Raw genomic sequence first — 22,091 nt, forward strand, 5'->3', positions numbered from 1 at the left:
CAGGAGCCGCGCGCAGGCTCAGCGCGGGCCGATCCTATGCCGGCTAAAGCGCCTCGCCGGATGCCACTTGCGCCTGGAGATGAAGCCACAACGCCTGGGCGACGGGTCCATGCGGTCGGTCGCGCCGGCGCACCGCCGCCAGGGTCTCCGTCCGGCCGGGCAGATGTGCACCAGCGATCGAGATCAGCCTCCTATCCCGCAGTTCGTCCTCGATCAGCCATGCCGGCAGATGGCCCCAGGCCAGTCCGTGAAGGATCAGTTCCTTCTTCATCAGATGATCCGGCACCGAGCACTGATGCGCACCGTCGACGAGGAAATAGCTCTCCGGCGACGGCCGCCGCGCCGTGTCGCGGATCACGCACTGGGTGAAGGGCCGCATCTGCTCCGGCGCAATCTCGCGGCCAGGCGCGAACGGAAGGAACCCAGGCGCCACCACCGGCACGAGGGGCACCGCGCAGAGATGGATCCGCTCGAGATGCGGATCGGAAGGATCCGCGCGATGGAAGATGAGGTCAGCCTCGCCTTCCATCAACCGTTCGAGCGGACCGCCGACCGCCTCGTACTCCAGGTGCAGGCGTGTCCCGGTGCGTTCGGCAAAGAAGCCGCTGAGCATAGGCAGGATTTGCGGTCGCGGGCACAGATCACCCACGACCACACGCAGGACCGTCTCCTCGCCACTCGCCAACTGGCCCGCATAGGTTCGCAGATGGTCGAGCTCGCGCAATGTCAGCTGCGCTCGCGCGTGAAACTCGCGGCCCGCCTCCGTCAGCCCCACCCGATATCCGCTGCGGTCGAGAAGTGTGAGCCCGAGCAACTGCTCGAGGCGTGCGACAGCGGCGAAGACGGATGGATGCGATCGGTTCAAGGCAAGGGCGGCCGCCTGGAAGCTGCCCTCGCTTGCCACGGCGTCAAAGCACCGTAGGTCGTGGAGTTTCAGACCATTCATTATCGCCAAAACCTACTGAGATTGTCCAATCATAGTAATTTTCCTGGATAATTACGAGGCCTAGGGTGGCTCATTCAAAGGGCGGCGGGAGCATCGAACTCCTTTCGCCAGGGTGAGATGAGGACCAGATGACTGACACGCTTTATTTTACGACGGGCGACGGCTGCCGGATCGCCTATCAGCTGGCGGGGGCCGGCCCTGTGCTTGTGCTCTCGAATTCCATTGCGACGAACCTGCATATGTGGGACCGGCAGCTTGCGGAATTTGCCGGATCTTTCCGGGTGCTGCGCTATGATCTGCGCGGCCACGGCAGTTCCGATGCTCCGGCCGGAGCCTATTCGCTCGATCGGCTGGGCCGCGACGTCCTTGAGCTGCTGGATGCGCTTCAGATCGCCCGCGTGCATTTCTGCGGGCTGTCGCTGGGCGGCTTCGTAGGGCAGTGGCTGGGTATCCATGCCCCGGACCGCATCGAGCGTCTCATCCTTTCCAACACCTCGCCACATCTCGGGCCGGCTTCTTACTTTGACGAGCAGATCCGTACTGTCCTTGCTGCGAGCAACATGTCGGCCGCCGCGGACATGTTCATGCACAACTGGTTTCCCGCCTCGATGCTTGCCGGCCCAAACGAAACCGTCGACGCGTTCCGCGCGATGGTCCTGGCGACGCCGCCCCAAGGTCTCGCGGGATGCTTCGCCGCCGTACGCGATTGCGATCTGCGCCGGACTGTCTCCCTCATTACCGCCCCCACCCTGGTGATCGGTGGAGAAGACGACAAGGTAACGCTGGCAAGCCACAGCGAGGCGATCGCAGCCAGCATCCCCGGCGCCACGCTTACACTGCTTCCGGGCGTCCATATGCTGAACGTCGAGCGGCCGACTGAATTCATGAGCGCCGTTACACGCTTCCTGCTGAATTAGGCGTGCATGCGGGCGCCCTTGGTGATCTTGTCGACGAGTTTCTTGTCGGCACGCAGCGCGATGCCGACGATCTTGGCGTCCTCAGGGCCGAACTCGGCGAAGACGGCGCGGTTGGCCGCATCGAAGCCGGTGGCAAACATCTCCTCGACATAGGCTGACGCCGTCACGCCCCGCTCCAGCGCCTTCCGGTGGATGGAGTTGAGCGTCGGCCCATCGGCCGAAAGCACGATGACCGGCTGGATCGACAGAGGATTGTAAAGGTTGCCGGCGCGGTCGCGGTAGGGTTCGCCGATAATGTCGGGGAATTGCGCGACGACGCCGCTGGTCAGGAAGGCCGTGACGTTGAGCTTTTGCCAGACGGCGAGATCGTCCCGCAGCACGATTGCAAATTTCGTATCGAACACCAAAATGAGGACTCCGGAGCACGCCCATGAAGGGCAGGGATAGGTGATGACGCACGATCTAGACGGCGAGGCGACACAGGGTCTTGGACGTTCGTGCGCGGATGAAGACCGGATCGTCTCGGCGCCAGGCAGCACCGGCATCGAGCGCATCGAGGCGCATTTCCATGGCAACGCCTTCGACCTGCACCGTCATGATACACTTGCCGTCGGCGTGACGCTTTCCGGTGTGCAGCGCTTCCACTACAGGGGCACTGTCAACCACAGCCTGCCCGGCCAGGTTATCGTGCTGCATCCCGACGAAGTGCACGATGGCGGCGCCGGGACCGAGGATGGTCTGCGCTACCGGATCCTCTATCTGGAACCCTCACTGCTGCTCGACTGCCTCGACGGCGCGCCGCTGCCTTTCGTCAGGGATGCTGTGGTCAGCGATCCTGCCTTGCGTGGCACGCTGCTTTCGGCCCTGTCGCCGCTCGATGAGGAACTGGACGAGCTGTTCGTCGCCGATTTCGTTGCGGAGCTGGCGCAGCATCTGGGGCGTCATGCGGGACAGAAAGCAAAGCCGATGGGGAAGTCGGCCTCGCGTGCGGCAGCGCTGGCGCGCGGCTATCTCGAGGAGAATGCCGAGCGGTCCGTTCGTTCCGATGAGCTGGAAGCCGTCACCGGGCTCGACCGCTATGCGCTGTCACGCCATTTTCGCGCGACCTATTCCACCAGCCCGCATCGGTTCCTGCTGATGCGCCGGCTGCAAAAGGCAAGACGGATGATCGAGGTGGGCGAGCCGCTGGCCGAGATTGCCGTTGGCGCCGGCTTCAGCGACCAGAGTCATTTCAACAGGCATTTCAAGAAAGCATTCGGCCTGACGCCCGGCCGCTGGTCGGCGCTGGTGCGCGGCCATTCGGTGGCGGCCTAGCTCAAGACACGCGGCCGCCGTGCCGGTCAGTCGTCGATGTCGGCGTCGTCGTCGACGAGCACCAGCTCCTCGTTCGACAAATTGGCCTCGATGCGGGCGAGCAGCTTGAACAGCGTCTTCTGTTCTTTCTTGTCGAGGCCCTTCAAGGCCTGCTTTTCGGTCTTCTTCACCGACTTCTCGATGGCGTGGATGATCTCGCGGCCGGTGTCGGTGAGAAAGATATGCGCCTGGCGTGCATCCGCGGAAGAGGCGCGCTTTTCCAAAAAGCCCTGGGCCTGCAGCCGGTTGATGGTCTTGGTGATGGTCGGCGGGCGCACGCCGAGGCGGCCGGCGAGATTGCCGGGCGTCTGGCCGTCCTCGCGGTCGAGCGTCAGCATGATCTGGTCCTGGCCGGCATAGAAGCCGTGCGCCAGAAGCCGCGCCGCCAGCGCGGTCCTTGCCAGCCTTGCCGCCGAATGCAGCCGGCTCATCGTTGCAGTCTTGTCCGCCTTGGCCATGGTGATCCCTCTTCGGCCGTACCGGTGCGTGCAGCATAGACGCAGCCGGCCGGTTGGCAATCGACGATCAAAAAGATTCCGGCTTTCGAAACAGCTTTGCCGGCAAGCATTTGTGGTGCTCGAAATGGTGATGCCAGATGTTTATTTCAGTTAGATGACAAACGAGTTTCCGCCAAGGCGATTGCAACGGTTTGACGCGGCGCGGCTTAGCACAGGTCAACGAAGAGGCGTTCCCAGCGACACGTTGATGGTCGGCATCCCTCGCACTCGCCTCTCGGGTCTACCCATCCGCTTCGTCAATCCTGGGTCAAACACCCAGGCGGTTTGCCTCGTGCAAAAGGCCGGCACACATCCTATATCAGGCCAACAATCCCTTCTTGCGGCCCGCAATTCCGTGGCCCAGCCATTTCGAGGCAAGATATGAGCGAAGCACAGACGCAAATCCCCGTGACCGTTCTCACCGGCTATCTCGGCGCCGGCAAGACGACGCTGCTCAACCGCATCCTGTCGGAAAACCATGGCAAGCGTTATGCCGTCATCGTCAATGAATTCGGCGAGATCGGCATCGACAATGATTTGATCGTGGAATCCGACGAGGAAATCTACGAAATGAACAATGGCTGCGTCTGCTGCACGGTGCGCGGCGACCTGATCCGCGTCGTCGAAGGCCTGATGCGCCGTCCCGGCCGCTTCGACGCCATCGTCGTCGAGACCACCGGCCTCGCCGATCCTGTGCCGGTGGCGCAGACCTTCTTCATGGACGACGACGTGCGCTCCAAGACCAAACTCGACGCTGTCGTGGCCCTGGTCGACGCCAAGCACCTGCCGCTCAGGTTGAAGGATTCCAAGGAAGCCGAGGACCAGATCGCGTTTGCCGATGTTGTCGTGCTGAACAAGACCGACCTGGTGACGCCCGAAGAGCTGGCCAAGGTCGAAGCGACCATCCGCGCCATCAACCCGGCGGCCAGGATTCACCGCACCACGCGCGCCGGCGTGGCGCTGTCCGAAGTGCTCGACCGCGGCGCCTTCGACCTGTCGCGCGCATTGGAAAACGATCCGCATTTTCTCGAGGCGCACGATCATGATCACGACCACCATGATCACGACCACGATCACCACGACCATGATCACGACCATCATCATCACGATCACGCGCATCCCTCCGACATCCATGACGTGACCGTGCAGTCGGTGTCGCTGCGCGGCGCCGAGATGGACCCGAAGAAATTCTTCCCGTGGATCGAGAAGATCACTCAGATGGAAGGTCCCAACATCCTGCGGCTGAAAGGCATCATCGCGCTCAAGGGCGACGACGAGCGCTATGTCATCCAGGGCGTGCACATGATCATCGAAGGCGACCACCAGCGCGCCTGGAAAGACGGCGAAAAGCATGAGAGCCGGCTGGTGTTCATCGGCCGCGAGCTTGACGCCGAACGGCTGAAGAAGAGCTTTGACGCCTGCCAGGCGGCTTGATTTCCGGACTCTATGGCGCTAGCGCTGCCCGCTCTTCCTTCTCCCCTTGTGGGAGTAGGTGGCCTCGCGAAGCGAGGTCGGATGAGGGGTGCTCCAGCTCGGCACCGACGGCGATCCGTCCAACACCCCTCATCCGTCTCGGCGCTGCGCGCCGATCCACCTTCTCCCAAAAGGGGAGAAGGTTGACGCCAGGCCTGGCCGCCTCAGTGGCTTCCCGGGAGTGGTGACAGCTTCATTGGAATGGTCCTGATGCCCACAGTTGCTCCCCTCGACCTGGAAGGTCACTGCCTTGCCGCCGTCTTCCTCGACAACGTGCCGCATTTTGCGCTGGCCGATGGGACAGTTCATAGGCTCGACAACGGCCACAAGACAATTCAGGCCAATGACGGCCTGCTCTCCACGTTCCATGACGCCGCCAACGACCGCCTGATCACCGGCGGCGAGGACGGCAAGATTTTTGCCGTTGCTGCCGGCGGCAATGTCAGCGAACTCGCCAGCGTGGGCAAGAAGTGGATCACCAGCGTTGCCGCAGGGCCGCAAGGCGCTATCGCCTATGCCACAGGCAAGACTGCCTTCGTGCGCTTTGCCGACGGCAAGACCAAAGAGTTTGCCCATCCACGTTCGGTCGAGGGGCTGGCCTTCTCCCCCAAGGGCATGCGCTTCGGCGTCGCCCGCTACAATGGCGCGACGCTGCATTTCCCGGCCGCCGAGGGCAGACCGGTGGAGCTGGAATGGGCCGGCGCCCATACCGGCGTGACCTTCTCGCCGGATGGCGCCTTCCTCGTCACCACCATGCAGGAAAACGCGCTGCATGGCTGGAAGCTCGCCGACGGCAAGCACATGCGCATGACCGGCTATCCCGGCAAGGTCAAAAGCCTGTCGTGGAGCGTGAAGGGCAAGTGGCTGGCGAGTTCCGGCGCGCCGGCGGCGATCGTCTGGCCGTTTTCGGGCAAGGACGGCCCGATGGGCAAGGCGCCGCTGGAGCTCGGCACGCGCGGCAACGCCATGGTGACATCGGTTGCCTGCCATCCGAGCCAGGATGTCGTCGCCGTCGGCTATGATGACGGCATGGTCATGGCGGTGCGCTTTACCGATGCCAAAGAGGTGCTGTTGCGCCGCCCAGGCATGGGCGCCATCACCGCGATGATGTGGGATAAGGAAGAGCGCCGGGTCGCCTTCGGCAGTGCCGCCGGCGACTGCGGCGTCATCGATATCTCGGCGTGACCTATTCGGCTCCGCACGACACCTTGCCGGTCAATTCTTTCGGCTTGCCGTCCTGTTCCGTGTCGGCGGCGTTGTCGTAGACGGCAAGCGTGTACCGGCCGCCATAGACGCCCTCGTCACTGGTCTTGGTCAGGATCGTCAGTTCGACAGAGTTGAATTTATCTCCGAGCTGATGCTCGTGGTAGATGTTCAGCCGCAACTCCTTGTCGTCCAGCCAGTACTGGGTGAGGTCTGAATCCTCGAAGACGGTCTTGCGCAGACTGTCGCCTTCCGGCCGGCCAAGTATCTCGAGATCGCCGCGAAAATTGAAGGTCGGGCCGCCCATACCTCTGGTGACCCCGGCGCCGACCTCGAATTGCACCGCTTTGTCATCGACGGAACACCAGACGCCGCCCGATGCGGAAGCCGCAGCGGCCGACAAGAGTAGCGCAATAGCGCAGATGATCGTCCGCATTTTTCTCCCCAAACCACAGACCCGATCGCATTGGCGCCCGACTGCGCCGGAAGGTCAAGTCTGCCGAACTTGCTGCTGACCCAATGCAGCGCACCGGCACGGCCAATTGCGGTTGCCGTCGCCAATTGGGTAGTGTGCCGGCCGAGAGGGATTTCATGCACAGCACGAACAGTTCAAAAGCGTCCATCGGCGGTATCAGCCGTGACCGCATCGCTGCATTGCGGACAAGCGAGGCGAACACCTTCCGCAAGGCGCGGCCGAAATCGCAGGCCAAGGTCGGTAACGGCCTGCCAGGCTTCTTCGGCGGTGTGCCGATGCACTGGATGACCGACTGGCCGACGCCATTCCCGATCCTGGTCGAAAGCGCCAAGGGCGCCGCCATCACGGATATCGACGGCAACAGGCTGGACGATTTCTGCCTCGGCGACACCGGCTCGATGTTCGGCCATTCGCCGCCGCCGGTGGCGCGCGCCATCCGCCGCCAGGCCCGGCGCGGCCTGACCTATATGCTGCCTTCGGAAGATGCTCTGGCCATCGGGCCGCTGCTGCAAGAGCGTTTCGGTCTGCCGTTCTGGCAGATCGCCACCACCGCCACCGACGCCAACCGCTTCGCGCTGCGTGTTGCCCGCGCTATCACCGGTCGGGAAAAGATCCTAGTCTTCAACGGCTGCTATCACGGCTCGGTCGACGAGACGATGGTGCGGCTGGTCGACGGCAAAGCTGTCAACCGGCCGGGCCTGGCGGGCGAATTCCGCGACCTGACCAGGATGGCGAAGGTCATCGAGTTCAACGATGTCGCCGCGCTGCAAGCAGCGCTCAAGGACAAGGATGTCGCCTGCGTCATTGCTGAGCCGGTGCTGACCAATTCCTGCATGGTGCTGCCCGATCCGGGTTTTCACGATGCCTTGCGCAAACTGACGCGCGCGGCCGGAACGCTGCTTCTGATAGACGAGACGCACACGATTACGACTGGACCCGGCGGCTACACCAGGAAATTCGGACTACAGCCCGACCTGTTCGTGCTGGGCAAGCCGATCGCCGGCGGCGTGCCGGCAAGCGTGTGGGGCATGAGCGACGAGGTCGCCTCGCGCTATGCCGACTACAATCGAACCAAGGAGCCGGGCTATTCCGGCATGGGCACGACGCTGTCGGCGAACCCGCTGCAGTTCGCAGCCATGCGCGCAACGCTCGAAGAGGTGATGACGCAGGAGAATTATGCCCGGATGGATCGCCTCGCCCTGCGGCTCGATGCCGGGCTGACCGGCGTCATCGATCGCTACAATCTGCCCTGGCATGTCGCCCGCGTCGGCGCCCGCGTCGAGTTCATCTGCGCCCCTGGCCCGCTCAGGAACGGCGCCGAAGCCGAGACTGCCCATGCGCCGGAGCTTGAAGCCGCTGTTCATGTCGCGCTGGTCAATCAGGGCGTGCTGATCGCGCCCTTTCACAACATGATGCTGATCTCGCCGGCCACCACCGGCGCCCAGGTCAACCGGCTGATCACCGCCTTCGCCACGGTTGCGGTAAGGCTGACGGCATGAGACAAGCAGCCAACAAGCGGGCGATCAACAAACAGGCGCCAAAGCAAACCTTGAGTACAGTAATCATGAGTTCACCTTCGGGCTCGACGCCCGCCGAGGCGCAAGCCTTTCTCGACGCCCATCCCGAAATCGAAGCCTTCGATATCGTCTTGACCGACGCCAACGGCGTCGGCCGCGGCAAGATCGTGCGCCGGCATGAGCTGAAAAGCATCTTCGAGGGCGGCCGCCACATGCCGATCTCGATCCTCGGCCTCGACATCACCGGCGAGGATGTTCACGAAACCGGGCTGATCTGGACGACAGGCGATGGCGACCTCAGGGCCTGGCCCATCCCCGGCACCCTGGTGCCGCTTTACGGCACCAACCCGCCGCGCGGCCAGTTGCTGATGGCGATGTATCATCTCGAGGGACAGCCAATGTCGTCGGACCCGCGCTTGGCGCTGGCCAGGCAGGTCGACATCTTGGCGGCCAAGGGCCTGCATCCCGCCGGCGCCTTCGAACTCGAATTTTTCCTGCTGGCCAATGAGCGCGATGCCGATGGCAAGGTGAAACCGGCGGATGCCGTGCTCGACGGCCGCCGCTCGGCCAAGACCGAAGTCTATTCCGTCGACCATCTGCACGGCATGGAGCCGCTGTTTTCCGACATCTATGCCGCGGCTAAGGCGCAAGGCATTCCGGCCGAAACGGTGATTTCCGAATACGCGCCCGGCCAGTACGAGCTGACGCTGAATTACCGCAAGGATGTCATGCGGGCGGCCGACGACCTCGTCATGTTGAAGCGGCTGGTGCGGGCGCAGGCGCGCCGCCATGGTGTTACCGCCTGCTTCATGGCCAAGCCGATCGAAAAATATGCCGGCTCCGGCATGCATTTCCATGTTTCGCTGCAGGACAAGAACGGCCGCAACATTTTTGCCGAAGCCGGCGGCGAAAGCTGGTCGCTGCCGCTGCTGCAGGGGCTCGGCGGGCTGATCCAGACCATGGCCGAATCGATGCTGGTGTTTGCGCCGCACGCCAATTCCTGGCGGCGCTTCGTCTCGCAGTCCTATGCGCCGGTGGCGCCGACCTGGGGCGTCAACAACCGTTCGGTGGCGCTGCGAGTGCCGGCCGGCGACGCCAAGAATCGGCGCATCGAGCACCGGCCGTCGGGCGTCGACGCCAATCCCTACCTGATCGCGGCAACGGTGCTGGCCGGCATCATCAAGGGTCTGGACGAAGGCCTCGACCCCGGCCCCGAAACCACTGGGAATGGCTATGAAGCCGCCGTCACGCGCACGACCATGCCGGTCGACTGGCGCGCCGCGATCGAGGCGGCGCGGGCCTCGAGCTTCCTGAAAGAGGCGCTTGGCGAGGATCTGCATCGCACCTTCGTGGCGATCAAGCAGTCGGAGTATCTGCGCGTCGCCCGCACCGTCAGCGAGCTGGATTACCACCTCTACCTCCATGAGGTCTGAGAGACCGCCTGGAACACGGGCAGTCGTCCTGCTAGCCCGACGATCAGGCGGCGATCACTTTTTCGCCGCCTGCATCAAATGAGGTGGCGCTGCAGCCGTCTAGAACATAACATGAACGGATGAGCGCACGCACCGTCCGTGAAAAGCTGGCGATCCTGTCAGACGCCGCCAAATACGATGCTTCTTGCGCCTCGTCTGGGTCGGCGAAGAAGGATTCGCTCCAATCCGGCGGTATCGGCTCCACAGAAGGCATGGGCATCTGCCATTCCTACGCGCCGGATGGCCGCTGCATTTCGCTCCTGAAAATCCTGCTGACCAATTTCTGCATTTACGATTGCAGCTACTGCATCAACCGCTCGTCATCGAATGTGCGCCGCGCCCGCTTCAGCATCGAGGAGGTGGTGAAGCTGACCATGGATTTCTACCGGCGCAACTACATCGAGGGCCTCTTCCTGTCCTCAGGAGTCATCCGCTCCCCGGACGAGACCATGGCCGAGATGGTGGAGGTGGCGCGGCGGCTGCGGCTGGACGAAAAATTCTCCGGCTATATTCATCTGAAGACCATTCCGGAAAGCTCGGCCGAACTGGTCGAGCAGGCCGGGCTCTACGCCGACCGGCTGTCTATCAACGTCGAACTGCCGACCGATGAGGGCGTCAAGAAACTGGCGCCGGAGAAGAAGCCGGAAACGATCCGCCTTTCCATGGCGAACCTGCGCCGGAAGATGGAGGAAAAAGCCGAGCCGACGCTGAGGACCAAGAAGCGCGAACGCTTTGCGCCCGGAGGTCAGTCGACGCAGATGATCGTCGGCGCCGACAAAACATCCGACGACGGCATCTTGCACACCAGTGCGCGGCTCTATGGCAGCTACCATCTGCGGCGCGTCTATTACTCCGCCTTCAGCCCGATCCCGGATTCGTCATCGTCGCTGCCGCTGCAGAAACCGCCGCTGATGCGCGAGCACCGGCTCTATCAGGCCGACTGGCTGATGCGCTTCTACGGCTTTTCGCAGCCGGAAATCCTCGCCGGCAGCAGCGACGGCATGCTCGATCTCGCCATTGACCCCAAGCTCGCCTGGGCTTTGCGCAATCGGGCGAGGTTTCCCGTCGACATCAACCGCGCCGATCGGGAAGCGCTGCTGCGGGTTCCGGGTCTGGGCACCAAGGTGGTGGCGAAGATCCTTGAAACCCGCCGCCACCGACGCATGCGGCTGGAAGATGTCGGACGGATCTGCCATTCGATCGCCAAGCTGAGGCCCTTCATCATCGCCGAAGGCTGGTCGCCGGGCGGACTCACCGACAAGACAGGCCTGCGCGACACGATCGTAAAGTCCTGCGAACAACTTTCGCTGTTTTGACCATGCAGCCGGCTCAGCTCGACCTTGCCCGATACACTGTCCGGCTAGCGAGCCAGACCGATTTCGCCGGTTGGCGCGATGCGGCACGGCGTCTGGCGCTGAATGAGGTCCGACCTGAGGATATTAGTTGGGGTGTCGGGTCCGACGCCAATGATCCTCAAGATGCCTTGCCGGCGGTGCCAGAGGGCGCGCAGCTTACCGTCCCGCGCGAGTTCATCGCCCATGCCGAAACCGCCTTCTGCCACTCCGACCCCGGCCGGTTTGCCTTTCTCTACTGGATGCTTTGGCGCCTGCGCACCGAGCCGAAACTGCTGGCGATCGCATCCGATCCCGACACCAGGCGGCTCGAAGCCATGGAAAAGGCGGTGCGGCGCGACAGCCATAAGATGCATGCCTTCGTACGCTTCCGGAAGATCGGCGACGGCGAGAACGAGCGCTACGTCGCCTGGTTCGAGCCGGAGCATTTCATTGTCGAGCGCAACGCGGATTTCTTCGTCCGGCGGTTCACCGGCATGCGCTGGACCGTCCTGACGCCCTATGCCTCCGCCGACTGGAACGGCGAAAGGCTGGCGATCGGGCCGGGTGCGGCCAAGGGCGATGCACCCGATCAGGACGACACCGAGGCGTTGTGGCTGACCTATTTCGAAAACATCTTCAACCCGGCGCGGCTCAAGGTGAAGGCGATGCAGAAGGAGATGCCGAAGAAATATTGGCGGAACCTTCCCGAGGCCTCGCTCATTCCAGATCTGATCGCAGGAGCGGACGAGGCCGCCAGGGATATGATTGCCAGACTGCCGACAACGCCGGCGCCGCACCACGCCAAGCTGCAGGCAAGACATTGGCCGAAGCCCGAGCCGGCCGAGGCGCCGGATGAAGACGATGCCAAGACGATTTCCGATTTGCGCGAGGCTGCAAAGGGTTGTCGTCGCTGCCCGCTCTGGCGCGACGCGACACAGACCGTGTTCGGCGAGGGGCCGGATGACGCCAAAGTGGTCTTCGTCGGCGAACAACCTGGCGATCAGGAAGATCTCGCCGGCAAACCTTTTGTCGGGCCAGCGGGCAAAGTGTTCAGTGCGATTCTCGATGACGCAGGCGTCGACCGGCAAAAAGTCTACGTCACCAACGCCGTCAAGCACTTCAAGTTCGAGCCGCGCGGCAAGCGCCGCATCCACTCGAAGCCAAATACCAGCGAAGTCCAGGCCTGCCGCTGGTGGATCGGCCGGGAGCTTGAGCTGATCAAGCCGGACCTCGCCGTGGCGCTTGGGGCAACGGCGGCGTTGTCGCTGCTGGGCAAGGCCATTGCCGTGACGAAAATGCGCGGCCAGTTGATCGAACGCGAGGATGGCTTGCGCGTGTTCATCACCATCCACCCGTCCTTTATCCTGCGCATTCACGAGCCGACGGACAAGGAGGCTGAGCGCGAGCGGTTCCTAAAGGAAATGAAAGAGGTGAAGCGGCTGATGGGGTCGTGAGATGAGCGAAAGCCTCAGCGACATCGTCATCCGCGGGCGGAACAAGGAGCTTCGCTCCTGCTTCGCCCAGGGATGACGAAGCTGAGTGGCTTCAGCCAATCACCTACGGTCGTGAATCCAACGTTGGAAACTTCGGCCGCCACGGCCGAATTAACTGATCAGGATTGCCCTCAGATCATTCACATTCGTACCCGTCGGCCCCGGCACGAACAGATCGCCGATCGCGTTGAACGCCGTCCAGGCATTGTTGCCGGCCAGCATCGCCTTGGCGTCGACGCCGGCGGCACGCATGCGCGAGACAGTCGAGCCATCGGCAAAGGCGCCGGCATTGTCTTCCGAGCCATCGATACCGTCGGTATCGGCGGCCAGTGCATGAATACCTCCCGCGCCGCTGATGCCGATGGCGAAGGCAAGCAGGAATTCCGAGTTGCGGCCGCCCTTGCCCCTTTTTCCGTCAACAGGGGCCCGCAAGGTCACGGTCGTCTCGCCTCCGGACAGGATCAGCACCGGCTTTTTGAACGGCCGGTTGCGCGTCGCCACTTCGCGCGCAATGGCTGCATGCACGCCACCGACCTCGCGCGCCTCGCCCTCGATGGAATCGGAGAGGATGACGGCTTCGATGCCCTGCCGTTTTGCCTCAGCGGCTGCCGCTTCCAGCGACACGCCAGCCGAGGCGATCAGGTGCACTTCATTGCGTGAAAAGCGCTGGTCATCCGGATCTGGCGCATCGGCCTCTGGCGAGTTGATGTGCGCCATGACGGCGTTGGGCAGTTTCATGCCGTAGGCCGCTATCAAGGCCAGCGCATCGGCCCGGTTGCCGGAGTCGGGCACGGTCGGGCCGGAGGCCACCAGCGCCGGGTTGTCGCCGGGAATGTCAGAGACAACCAGTGATACCAGTTTGGCCGGCCAGGCGGCAGCTGCCAGCCGGCCGCCCTTGATGGTCGAGAGATGCTTGCGGATTGTGTTCATCGCCGCGATCGGCGCGCCGGAGGCAAGCAGCGCCTCGTTGACGGCGATTTCGTCGGCGAGCGTCAGGCCGGCGGCAGGCGACGGCAGCAGCGCCGATCCTCCGCCTGAGATCAGAGCCACTACCAGGTCGTCCGCAGTCAGCCCTTGCACCTTCTCGAGCAGGCGTCGCGAGGCTTCGAGACCGGCTGCGTCCGGCACCGGATGCGCCGCCTCGATGATCTCGATGCGCTCGCATCTGGCGCCATAGCCATAGCGGGTGACGACCAGCCCTTCGATTGGCCCGTCCCACACTTTCTCGAAGGCAGCGGCCATCTGTGCCGAGCCCTTGCCGGCGCCGATGACGATGGTGCGGCCCTTCGGCCTAGCCGGCAGATGATCCCTGATCGTTCGCTCCGGATCGGCAGCGGCAACAGCGGCATTGAAGATCGAGATGAGAAAGGATTTGGGATCGAGCACGGTCATAATTGGCCGCCATCCGCGGTTTGCAAGCTTCCGAAAAGCCGGCGCCGCCCCTCACCCTTAGCCTCTCCCCGTATAGAGACGGGGAGAGGGGTTCGCCGGCGCTGGGGTGCTTCTCTTCTCCCCGTCACTATACGGGGAGAAGGTGCCGGCAGGCGGATGAGGGGCAGCGCTAGCGTCACGATTTATCTTCCGGCGGCAGCGCCAATTGTGTCCGATCGACGCCGAGATGATCGCACAGTGCATCGACGACGACGCCATGATCCTGGCGTTCCGGCAGGCCGGAGACGGCGATGACGCCGATGACGCCGACGCCCTTTACAGTCACCGGAAACCCGCCGCCGGCTAGTACGTAATCAGCAATATCTAGCCCCTCGCCGACCTTGAAGGTGCGGTCCGGACGCTGCTGCTCCAGCACCAGGCGATAAGTGCTTTTGAGATAGCGCTTCACCACATTGATCTTGCGTCGAGCCCAGTCGGGGTTGGAGGCATTCGAACCGGGCATCGCGGCATAGAACAGCGGCCGATCCCACAGCCTGATGTCGACGATGATGGGCATGGCCCCGGCCAGCGCCCGCTCTCGGATCGCCGCGCCGATCTTGAAAGCGACGGCCTCGTCGAAGGCCGGGAAGACCAGTGTCTCTTCCTGTTTCTGGATCAGAGCGATGTCGTCGGCAGCGGCCATTTTGTTCTCCGAAGTCAGTCACAAATCGTGTGTACGACAAGCTCCGCCCGGTCAAGGTCTCGTCGCGGTGGTGGTCTTGCCCCGCCAGGGTCGCCCCCCACTCCGTCGAGCTTCTCTCGACACCTCTCCCCCGATCGACGGGGTAGAGGAAGGGCGCCAAGCTGTCCGAACCGGCGCCCGTCCTCCGAAGCAAAGGCTCCCTTCCTCTCCCTCCGGAGGGGGAGAGTTGGCGCCGCGAAGGGGCGACGGAGTGGGGGAACCACTTGGCAACCAGGCGCAATCATCATCTTGTCCCGCGCGGATGATGAGTCCTAACCCGCGATCATATCGCTCTTGGCCGGCCGCCCCGCGACATAGACCTCGCGCACCGCGCGGTCGTCGCCCAATGTCTGCAGCAGGAACAGCTCCTCCGCCAGCGTCTCCACAGTCTCCATCCTCAGCCGCATCGCCGGCGTGGCGCGGGCATCGAGCACGGTGATGTCCGCGTCGGTGCCTTCATCCAGCGTGCCGACCTTTCCCGCCACAGACAGCGCCTCGGCATTGCCACGTGTCAATTGCCAGAAGGACTGGAACGGGTTCAGCTTTTCGCCATTCAGCGCAATCACCTTGTAGCCCTCGTCCATGGTGCGCAGCATCGAATAGTTGGTACCGCCGCCGACATCGGTGGCGGCAGCGATCCTGAGCGGCTTGTCGCGGCGACGAAAGCGCTGGTAGTCGAACAGGCCGGAGCCGAGGAACAGGTTCGAGGTCGGGCAGAACACCGCCACCGAGCCGCTGTCCGACAGCGCATCGGCCTCGCGTTCCAAGAGATGGATGCAGTGGCCGAACAGGCTCTTTGGCCCCAGCAGGCCATACTGCTCGTAGACATCGGTGTAGTCGCGCGCCTGCGGATAGAGTTTTTGCGTGAAGGCGATTTCGGCGTGGTTTTCCGACAGATGCGTCTGGATGTGTAGATCGGAATGCTCGCGGCAGAGCGTGCCGGCCATCTCCAACTGCTCGGGCGAGGAGGTGATGGCGAAGCGCGGCGTGATCGCATAAAGCTGGCGGCCCTTGCCGTGCCATTCCGCAATCAGTGCCTTCGTATCGTCATAGCCGGATTGCGGCGTGTCGAGCACGCCTGCCGGCGCGTTTCGATCCATCATCACCTTGCCGGCAATGTTGAGCATGCCGCGCGCATGCGATTCGGCAAAGAACGCTTCGGCAGACGCCTTGTGCACCGAGCAGTAGGCGGCGACCGTCGTCGTGCCGTGGCGCACCATCTCGTCCAGGAACAGCCGGGCGATGCGGCGGCCATGCTGAGCGTTGGCGAATTTGGTCTCTTCGGGAAAGGTGTAGGTGTTCAGCCAGTCGAGCAGTTCGGCGCCGTAGGAGGCAATGACCTGCATCTGCGGAAAATGCGCATGCGCATCGATGAAGCCGGGCAGCAGCAGATGCGGCCGATGATCGATCTTTTTCGCACCATCGCCCGCCTGCCTTTCCACATCAGCGTAGGCGCCGGCGGCAACGATTCGGCCATCGCGGATCAGCAGGCCGCCATCCTCCTCATAGCGCCAGGCGGCATGGTCGGCGATGGCTTCGGGCCAGCGCAAGAAGCTCAGCGTGCGGCCGCGCAGAAGTGTCGAAGTCATGCTTATTTCCCTGCGCCTTCGAACCAGGCGACCAGCAGCGCCCGCTCCTTGTCGCTGATCTGGGTGACGTTGGCCGGCGGCATGGCGTGGCTGCGCCCGGCCTGCAAATAGATTTCACGCGCATGCTCGGCAATGCCGGCATCGGTGTCGAGCATCACGCCCTTCGGGGCGTGATAGATGCCCTCATAGACCGGCTCGGCCGCATGACACATCGAGCAGCGGCCAAGCACGGTGTCGCGCACGGCCGGGAAATGCGACGAGGCGATATAGACTTCGGCCGCGGCGGACGCCTTGGGCTCGCCGGTCAGTATCTTCGGCGCTGTAGACAGCCACATGATGATGACGAACAGCACCGCAGCCGCCATCCAGGTCCAGTGCGGGTTGCCGGCACGCTTGTGCACGGTGTTGAAATAGTGCCGGATCAAGACGCCGATGATGAACACCAGCGAGGCGATGACCCAGTTGAACTGCGTCGCAAACGCCAGCGGATAATGGTTCGACAGCATCAGGAACAGCACGGGCAGCGTCAGGTAATTGTTGTGCAACGAGCGCTGCTTGGCGATCTTGCCGTATTTCGGGTCGGGCTTGCGGCCGGCGATCAGGTCAGCGACGACGATCTTCTGGTTTGGGATGATCACCATGAAGACGTTGGCCGACATGATCGTGGCGGTGATGGCACCAAGATGCAGAAAAGCGGCGCGGCCGGTGAACAGATGGGTCAGCCCCCAAGCGATGAACACCAGCACGCCATAGAGCACCAGCATCAGTCCGGTGTCGCTTTTGCCGAGCGGCGACCGGCAGAGCAGATCGTAGACCACCCAGCCGACGCCGATGGTGGCCATCGACAAAAGGATGCCGACCGGCACCGACATCGGCAGCACATTGGGGTCGATCAGGAACAAATCGGCGCCGGCATAGTAGACCACGCACAGCATGGCGAAGCCGGACAGCCAGGTGGCGTAGGATTCCCATTTGAACCAGGTCAGGTGTTCCGGCATTTCGGCCGGCGCCACCAGATATTTCTGGACGTGGTAGAAGCCGCCGCCATGCACCTGCCATTCCTCGCCGAATGCGCCGGCCGGCATGCCGGGGCGCTGACGCAGCCCAAGGTCGAGCGCGACGAAATAGAAGGACGAGCCGATCCAGGCGATGCCGGTGACGACGTGCAGCCAGCGCACGGCGAAACTCAGCCAGTCCCAGAAAGTCGCGAAATCCATCATGTGAAATCGTCCCTGCCGATCGGCTGACTTTACGGTGTGGGGCGCAAACGAAAAGAGGCGAGGTGTACGATGACTTTCAAAAAAAAATGGAAAATACTAGGCTGACCACGTACGCCGCCACATAAAGAGCCACGAATGGCCTATCTCGACAACATCGCCGTCTTCGTCCGCGTCGTCGAGCTTGGTAATCTCTCGGCGGCGGGCCGCGACATGCGCATTTCGCCGGCGGTCGCCTCCAACCGCATCAAGGAGCTGGAAAAACACCTCGGCGTGCGGCTGTTCAACCGCACCACACGGCAATTGATGCCGACGGAGCATGGCACGGTGTTCTACTCCGGCGCCAAGCAGGTGCTGGAGGCGATCACCGAGGCGGAAGCCGCGGTCTCGGCTCTTTCCGGCCAGCCGCGCGGCACCATCAAGGTGACCGCCCCGCTCGGCCTTGGACGGCGGTTGGTGGCGTCGGGCATTCCGGATTTCCACGACAAATACCCCGATATCGAGGTGCGGCTGAGGCTCTCCGACCACAATATCGACATCATGAAGGAAGGCATCGACGTCGCCTTCAAGCTCGGCATCATTGAGGATTCCAGCCTGCGGATGCGCGGCATCATGGAATGTGAACGCGTGCTGGTGGCGGCACCGAAATATCTCGAAGCGCGCGGCGAGCCGGTGGAGCCACAGGAGCTGATCGGCAAGAAGCACGACTGCCTGATGCTGCGCTATTCCGGGGCGCGCGAATATGTCTGGACGCTGCAGACGCCGTCCGGCCCGCAGAAATTCGAGGTGCACGGCCCCTACGACACCGACGATGGCGATGTGCTGACCGGCTGGGCGCTGTCGGGCCGCGGCATCATCAACAAGCCGCGCTTCGAGGTCGAACCCTTCATCCGCGACCGGCGGCTGCAGGTCATCCTGGCCAGCACGCCGCCAACGCCGGTGCAGTTCGCCGCCGTCTATCCGCACAAGAAGCTGCAGGACCCGAAGGTGCGGCTGTTGCTCGACTTCATGGCCGAGCGTTGCCAGCGGCTGATCAAGGATTTGCTGGCCGGCAAGTGAGGGGCTGTTGGCCCAGTCGCCAGGGTTGTCTTACAAGCAGGTGACCTTAGGTTCGCATACGCTGCCCTATGATCGATGGTCCCATGCCGACTGACCAGCAAGCCACAATGCATCTTGCCGTTTCGCTCAACATTACTTCCGGGCAGCCGCTCGGGTTTAGCGACCTGGCCGGCTTTGCCAAGCAAGCGGAAGCGGCGGGGCTGGACATGATTGTCCTCGATGATTCCGCGCCGAACAGCGCCGGGTCGAGTTCTTTCGAAGCGACGACCTTGCTGGCGGCGCTGGCGACGGTGACAAGTCGGATCGGCCTTGTCGCTGCAGCCTCGACGGTGGCTCACCAGCCGTACAATCTGGCGCGCCGTTTTGCTTCGCTCGACATCATCAGCCATGGCCGCGCCGGCTGGCACGCGACCATGGCGCAGGCGCCAGGGGAAGCCGCCAATTTCAGCCGGCCGGATGGATTTTCCGACGATGTGTTCCGCCGCCGCACGCAGGAATACATCGGCATCGTTCAGCGCCTGTGGCAGGGCTGGGATGCCGACGCGCTGCTGTTCGACAAGGCCGGCGGCCGCTTCCACGATCCCGAAAAAATGCACCTGCTCGACCACAAGGGCGAATTTTTCTCCGTGCGCGGGCCGCTGAACGTCGCGCGCTCGCCGCAGGATACGCCGGTGCTGGTGCTGTCCGGCCTGTCCGAGGCCGACCTAGATATCGCCGCCCGCACCGCCGATGTCGTCCTGCTGGACAGACCCACAGAGGACGCCAAGGCGCGCCATGACGATCTCAAGCGCCGCGTTGTGGCCTGCGGACGCGATCCGGGTGCGGTCAAGCTGCTGCTGAACGTTGGCGCAGATGTCGCTGCCAACGCGCTCGAAACATTGTTCAGCTCGCAAAGCTGCGACGGGTTCAACATCGCAATACCGCCTGCCGCTATTGACGGTTTCATCGGCCGCGTGCTGCCGGAATTGCAGCGCCGCAGCCTCGTCCGCCCGGATTATCCCGGCACCACCTTGCGCTCGCATCTCAGACTTGCCGGAGGAGCGCAATGACCCGCCAGATGAAGCTTGGCGCCTTCCTGTGGGCGACGGGCCACCACATCGCGGCCTGGCGTCACCCCAAGGCGCATGTCACGGCAGGCATCGACATCGATCATTACATCCGGCTGGCGCGCACGGCGGAAGCGGCGAAGTTCGACATGGTGTTCTGCGAGGACGCCGCCGGCCTGCGCGAAGCCAATGTCGGCATCGCCAGCCAGACCTCACGCTCGATCGGCTTCGAGCCGATCAGCCTGCTGTCCGCGCTCGCCGTCCAGACCAGCCGCATCGGCCTCGTTTCGACGGCCTCGACCAGCTACAACGAGCCCTATGGGCTGGCGCGCACCTTTCTCTCGATCGATCATCTGAGTGGTGGCCGGGCTGGCTGGAACCTGGTGACGTCGGCCAGCCCCATCGAAGCCGCCAATTTCGGCGCGACGGGCCTGAAACCCCATGCCGACCGCTACGAGCGGGCGCGCGAATTCGCCGAGGTGGTATCAGGACTTTGGCAAGGCAGTGGCTTTCACGGCCACAACGGCCAGAGCTTTTCGGTGCGCGACCCGCTCGACCTGCCGCGCTCGCCGCAGGGCGCGCCGGTGATGGTGCAGGCCGGCGCCTCGGATGTCGGCCGCGACCTTGCCGCACGCACGGCCGACGTCGTGTTCACGGCGGCGCAGACCCTCGAGGAAGCCAAGGCCTTTTACGACGACCTCAAGGGCCGTATGGCGGCCTATGGGCGAGAACCCGACGACATCAAGATCATGCCCGGCGTCTCCCCGGTGGTGGCAGACACCGAGGCCGAAGCGCGGGAGAAACAGGAGGAATTGCAGGCGCTGATCCCGGACGATGTCGGCGTGGCGCTGCTGTCCAGCTATCTCAGCATCTCCGATCTCGGGAGCTATCCGATCGACGGACCGCTGCCCGAACTGCCGGAGACCGAGGGCATGAAAAGCCGCCAGGCGCTGGTCATCGAACAATCGCGCCGCGACGGCCTGTCGATCCGCCAGCTTGCGCGCCATTTCGCCGGCGCACGTGGCCATTGGCGTATCGTCGGCACGCCGGTGCAGATCGCTGACGAATTGCAGGCGCGGTTCGAGGGCGGCGGCGCGGACGGCTTCAACGTCATGCCGTCATACTTCCCCGGCGAGCTCGATGCCTTTGCCACGCTGGTGGTGCCGGAACTGCAGCGGCGCGGACTGTTCCGTCGGGAATACGAAGGCAGCACCTTGCGAGATCATCTCGGCCTGAAGCGGCCTGCTTAGCCGCGCCGAAGCTTAGCCGGCCATCATCTTATGCTGGACTTGATGGTCGGCATTCGGCGCGGTGTTGTGAACGACCAGTGCCATCATGATCTCGGCTGCCGCGAGCGCCGCGATCACCGGCGGGCGCTTGTCCCTGACGGCGTCACCGCCGATCGGGGAGACGAGGCGGGCCAACTCAGCCTCCGTGCCATCCGCCGATTTCAGGAACCAGTTCCTGAACGTCGCTCTCTTGGTTTTCGAGCCGATCATGCCGACATAGGCCGCGTCGTCGCGCTTCAGCGCCTCGGCGACGATGAGGAAATCCAGCGCATGGTCGTGGGTGAGGATGGCGAAGGCGGTGCCGGCGGGGGCGTTTCGCACCTCGGCCTCGGGCATCGGCGTCAGCAGCGTCTCGACGGTTTCCGGCATGCCTTCCAGCGCTTCGGCCCGCGTCTCGATGACGACACCACGCACGGGAAGAAGTGCAACGGTCGAGGCCAGCGCCTGGCCGACATGGCCGCCGCCGAAGATATAGACATGCGGCAGGTGGGCTTCCTCGGCTTCTGCGGCCGCGATCAGCTCGGCAGCAAGCGCGGCATCGACGATACGGATCAAGACTTCGACGCGCCCGCCGCAGCACTGGCCGATCTCGGGACCTAGCGGCACGTCAAGCGTGGCGCGGACTTCATCGACCGCGATGCGGGCTTCTTTACCCTCCCCCTTGTGGGGAGGGTCGGTGAGCGGACGGCGCGGGGGGGGGGGCGCGCAACCGGGGTGGGGGGGGCGCTGAAGAGCGCCCCCCCCCCCCCGGGGGGGGGGGCGGGGGGGGCGCCCCCCCCCCGCTGGGGGGGGGCCTCCCCCACCCCCCCCCCCCCCCCCCCGGCGCGGCCCCCCCCCCCCGACCCTCCCCACAAGGGGGAGGGTGAAGACCCCACCATCTGCCTCGCCTTGTCGATCGCCATGTACTCGAGCTGACCGCCGCCGATCGTGCCAAAAATCGCCGCCTGCGATACGAGCATGAAGGCGCCCTTCTCGCGCGGAGTCGAGCCTTTGGTGCCGGCCACTTCGACCAGAGCAAGCCGGCCGGCGCTGGCGAGAAAAGCTCTGAGGCTTTGCACTTTCGACTTCATATTTCGCATTCCCGTTCGGGAAATATAG

At 63.8% G+C, this 22,091-nt stretch carries 19 protein-coding genes and 1 pseudogene; 11 read left to right on the top strand and 9 right to left on the bottom strand.

All coding sequences use genetic code 11. The features are described from left to right. Positions 1-43 precede the first annotated feature (43 nt). Positions 44-946 carry a LysR family transcriptional regulator gene (locus NKI10_RS25385; RefSeq protein WP_023694713.1) on the bottom strand — a complete coding sequence of 301 codons (903 nt, stop codon included), beginning with the start codon at positions 944-946 and terminating at the stop codon, positions 44-46. Between the two features lie 128 nt (positions 947-1,074). On the opposite strand from NKI10_RS25385, the gene NKI10_RS25390 reads away from it, so the two are divergent. After that, the gene (locus NKI10_RS25390) at positions 1,075-1,863 is read left to right on the top strand and encodes an alpha/beta fold hydrolase (RefSeq protein WP_023689240.1); all 789 of its coding nucleotides are present in this window, start codon (positions 1,075-1,077) and stop codon (positions 1,861-1,863) included. On the opposite strand, the gene NKI10_RS25395 is transcribed toward NKI10_RS25390, so the two are convergent. Then, on the bottom strand, positions 1,860-2,267 hold the full coding sequence (locus NKI10_RS25395) for a DUF2000 family protein (RefSeq protein WP_023694715.1): 408 nt from the start codon (positions 2,265-2,267) through the stop codon (positions 1,860-1,862). The two genes, NKI10_RS25390 and NKI10_RS25395, sit on opposite strands and share 4 nt — an antisense overlap. A 46-nt stretch (positions 2,268-2,313) precedes the next feature. On the opposite strand from NKI10_RS25395, the gene NKI10_RS25400 reads away from it, so the two are divergent. Continuing rightward, a complete protein-coding gene (locus tag NKI10_RS25400) occupies positions 2,314-3,177 on the top strand; it encodes an AraC family transcriptional regulator (protein WP_352862221.1) in 864 nt (287 codons plus the stop codon). Positions 3,178-3,203: 26 nt separating this feature from the next. Here the strand turns inward: NKI10_RS25400 and NKI10_RS25405 are convergent, their stop codons facing one another. Beyond that, positions 3,204-3,674 carry a MarR family winged helix-turn-helix transcriptional regulator gene (locus tag NKI10_RS25405; RefSeq protein WP_023694717.1) on the bottom strand — a complete coding sequence of 157 codons (471 nt, stop codon included), beginning with the start codon at positions 3,672-3,674 and terminating at the stop codon, positions 3,204-3,206. Positions 3,675-4,094: 420 nt separating this feature from the next. On the opposite strand from NKI10_RS25405, the gene NKI10_RS25410 reads away from it, so the two are divergent. Further along, entirely contained in the window at positions 4,095-5,147 is a 1,053-nt protein-coding gene (locus NKI10_RS25410) for a CobW family GTP-binding protein (RefSeq protein WP_023683509.1), read from the top strand. 249 nt (positions 5,148-5,396) lie between these two features. After that, positions 5,397-6,371, top strand: coding sequence for a WD40 repeat domain-containing protein (locus tag NKI10_RS25415; RefSeq protein ID WP_352841536.1), 975 nt, complete (start codon positions 5,397-5,399; stop codon positions 6,369-6,371). Position 6,372: 1 nt separating this feature from the next. On the opposite strand, the gene NKI10_RS25420 is transcribed toward NKI10_RS25415, so the two are convergent. After that, a complete protein-coding gene (locus tag NKI10_RS25420) occupies positions 6,373-6,825 on the bottom strand; it encodes a hypothetical protein (protein ID WP_023714569.1) in 453 nt (150 codons plus the stop codon). A 155-nt stretch (positions 6,826-6,980) separates the two neighbouring features. On the opposite strand from NKI10_RS25420, the gene NKI10_RS25425 reads away from it, so the two are divergent. From NKI10_RS25425 to NKI10_RS25440, 4 genes are all read left to right on the top strand, one after another. Further along, positions 6,981-8,363, top strand: coding sequence for an aspartate aminotransferase family protein (locus tag NKI10_RS25425; RefSeq protein WP_352862222.1), 1,383 nt, complete (start codon positions 6,981-6,983; stop codon positions 8,361-8,363). A 65-nt stretch (positions 8,364-8,428) separates the two neighbouring features. Beyond that, positions 8,429-9,814, top strand: coding sequence for a glutamine synthetase family protein (locus tag NKI10_RS25430; protein ID WP_352862223.1), 1,386 nt, complete (start codon positions 8,429-8,431; stop codon positions 9,812-9,814). Between the two features lie 119 nt (positions 9,815-9,933). Continuing rightward, on the top strand, positions 9,934-11,169 hold the full coding sequence (locus NKI10_RS25435; RefSeq protein ID WP_023714572.1) for a putative DNA modification/repair radical SAM protein: 1,236 nt from the start codon (positions 9,934-9,936) through the stop codon (positions 11,167-11,169). 2 nt (positions 11,170-11,171) lie between these two features. Further along, positions 11,172-12,641: a UdgX family uracil-DNA binding protein gene (locus NKI10_RS25440; protein WP_352862224.1), complete on the top strand. Its 1,470-nt coding sequence runs from the start codon at positions 11,172-11,174 to the stop codon at positions 12,639-12,641. 150 nt (positions 12,642-12,791) lie between these two features. Here NKI10_RS25440 and NKI10_RS25445 read toward each other — a convergent pair whose 3' ends face one another. The 4 genes from NKI10_RS25445 to NKI10_RS25460 all read right to left on the bottom strand — a co-directional run bounded on the left by NKI10_RS25445 (position 12,792) and on the right by NKI10_RS25460 (position 17,602). Next, a complete protein-coding gene (locus NKI10_RS25445) occupies positions 12,792-14,072 on the bottom strand; it encodes a glycerate kinase type-2 family protein (RefSeq protein WP_352862225.1) in 1,281 nt (426 codons plus the stop codon). A gap of 175 nt (positions 14,073-14,247) precedes the next feature. Next, complete coding sequence (locus tag NKI10_RS25450; RefSeq protein WP_352862226.1) at positions 14,248-14,754, bottom strand: heme-degrading domain-containing protein; 507 nt, start codon at positions 14,752-14,754, stop codon at positions 14,248-14,250. Positions 14,755-15,065: 311 nt separating this feature from the next. Next, positions 15,066-16,382, bottom strand: a complete 1,317-nt coding sequence (gene guaD, locus NKI10_RS25455; RefSeq protein WP_352536348.1) for a guanine deaminase — start codon at positions 16,380-16,382, stop codon at positions 15,066-15,068. Positions 16,383-16,384: 2 nt separating this feature from the next. Next, a complete protein-coding gene (locus tag NKI10_RS25460) occupies positions 16,385-17,602 on the bottom strand; it encodes a urate hydroxylase PuuD (protein WP_352862227.1) in 1,218 nt (405 codons plus the stop codon). 135 nt (positions 17,603-17,737) lie between these two features. Between NKI10_RS25460 and NKI10_RS25465 the strand changes: the two genes are divergently transcribed. From NKI10_RS25465 to NKI10_RS25475, 3 genes are all read left to right on the top strand, one after another. Then, positions 17,738-18,658: a LysR family transcriptional regulator gene (locus tag NKI10_RS25465; RefSeq protein WP_023671373.1), complete on the top strand. Its 921-nt coding sequence runs from the start codon at positions 17,738-17,740 to the stop codon at positions 18,656-18,658. A 107-nt stretch (positions 18,659-18,765) separates the two neighbouring features. After that, on the top strand, positions 18,766-19,707 hold the full coding sequence (locus tag NKI10_RS25470; protein WP_352862228.1) for an LLM class flavin-dependent oxidoreductase: 942 nt from the start codon (positions 18,766-18,768) through the stop codon (positions 19,705-19,707). Next, positions 19,704-20,954, top strand: coding sequence for an LLM class flavin-dependent oxidoreductase (locus NKI10_RS25475; protein WP_352862229.1), 1,251 nt, complete (start codon positions 19,704-19,706; stop codon positions 20,952-20,954). The genes NKI10_RS25470 and NKI10_RS25475 overlap by 4 nt, the downstream gene beginning before the upstream one ends. 12 nt (positions 20,955-20,966) lie before the next feature. Here NKI10_RS25475 and xdhC read toward each other — a convergent pair. Next, positions 20,967-22,063 (bottom strand): annotated as a pseudogene (xdhC, locus tag NKI10_RS25480) (xanthine dehydrogenase accessory protein XdhC). Positions 22,064-22,091: the final 28 nt, after the last annotated feature.

The sequence above is a fragment of the Mesorhizobium sp. M0802 genome (genome assembly GCF_040320115.1).
Taxonomy (GTDB): domain Bacteria; phylum Pseudomonadota; class Alphaproteobacteria; order Rhizobiales; family Rhizobiaceae; genus Mesorhizobium.

What these genes read in the sequence shown, in the direction of transcription:
- guaD (WP_352536348.1), bottom strand. Translation starts at nt 16,382, where the DNA reads ATGACTTCGACACTTCTGCGCGGCCGCACGCTGAGCTTCTTGCGCTGG.
- NKI10_RS25400 (WP_352862221.1), top strand. Translation starts at nt 2,314, where the DNA reads ATGACGCACGATCTAGACGGCGAGGCGACACAGGGTCTTGGACGTTCG.
- NKI10_RS25445 (WP_352862225.1), bottom strand. Translation starts at nt 14,072, where the DNA reads ATGACCGTGCTCGATCCCAAATCCTTTCTCATCTCGATCTTCAATGCC.
- NKI10_RS25420 (WP_023714569.1), bottom strand. Translation starts at nt 6,825, where the DNA reads ATGCGGACGATCATCTGCGCTATTGCGCTACTCTTGTCGGCCGCTGCG.
- NKI10_RS25415 (WP_352841536.1), top strand. Translation starts at nt 5,397, where the DNA reads ATGCCCACAGTTGCTCCCCTCGACCTGGAAGGTCACTGCCTTGCCGCC.
- NKI10_RS25405 (WP_023694717.1), bottom strand. Translation starts at nt 3,674, where the DNA reads ATGGCCAAGGCGGACAAGACTGCAACGATGAGCCGGCTGCATTCGGCG.
- NKI10_RS25465 (WP_023671373.1), top strand. Translation starts at nt 17,738, where the DNA reads ATGGCCTATCTCGACAACATCGCCGTCTTCGTCCGCGTCGTCGAGCTT.
- NKI10_RS25410 (WP_023683509.1), top strand. Translation starts at nt 4,095, where the DNA reads ATGAGCGAAGCACAGACGCAAATCCCCGTGACCGTTCTCACCGGCTAT.
- NKI10_RS25385 (WP_023694713.1), bottom strand. Translation starts at nt 946, where the DNA reads ATGAATGGTCTGAAACTCCACGACCTACGGTGCTTTGACGCCGTGGCA.
- NKI10_RS25475 (WP_352862229.1), top strand. Translation starts at nt 19,704, where the DNA reads ATGACCCGCCAGATGAAGCTTGGCGCCTTCCTGTGGGCGACGGGCCAC.
- NKI10_RS25435 (WP_023714572.1), top strand. Translation starts at nt 9,934, where the DNA reads ATGAGCGCACGCACCGTCCGTGAAAAGCTGGCGATCCTGTCAGACGCC.
- NKI10_RS25390 (WP_023689240.1), top strand. Translation starts at nt 1,075, where the DNA reads ATGACTGACACGCTTTATTTTACGACGGGCGACGGCTGCCGGATCGCC.
- NKI10_RS25470 (WP_352862228.1), top strand. Translation starts at nt 18,766, where the DNA reads ATGCATCTTGCCGTTTCGCTCAACATTACTTCCGGGCAGCCGCTCGGG.
- NKI10_RS25440 (WP_352862224.1), top strand. Translation starts at nt 11,172, where the DNA reads ATGCAGCCGGCTCAGCTCGACCTTGCCCGATACACTGTCCGGCTAGCG.
- NKI10_RS25450 (WP_352862226.1), bottom strand. Translation starts at nt 14,754, where the DNA reads ATGGCCGCTGCCGACGACATCGCTCTGATCCAGAAACAGGAAGAGACA.
- NKI10_RS25425 (WP_352862222.1), top strand. Translation starts at nt 6,981, where the DNA reads ATGCACAGCACGAACAGTTCAAAAGCGTCCATCGGCGGTATCAGCCGT.
- NKI10_RS25430 (WP_352862223.1), top strand. Translation starts at nt 8,429, where the DNA reads ATGAGTTCACCTTCGGGCTCGACGCCCGCCGAGGCGCAAGCCTTTCTC.
- NKI10_RS25460 (WP_352862227.1), bottom strand. Translation starts at nt 17,602, where the DNA reads ATGATGGATTTCGCGACTTTCTGGGACTGGCTGAGTTTCGCCGTGCGC.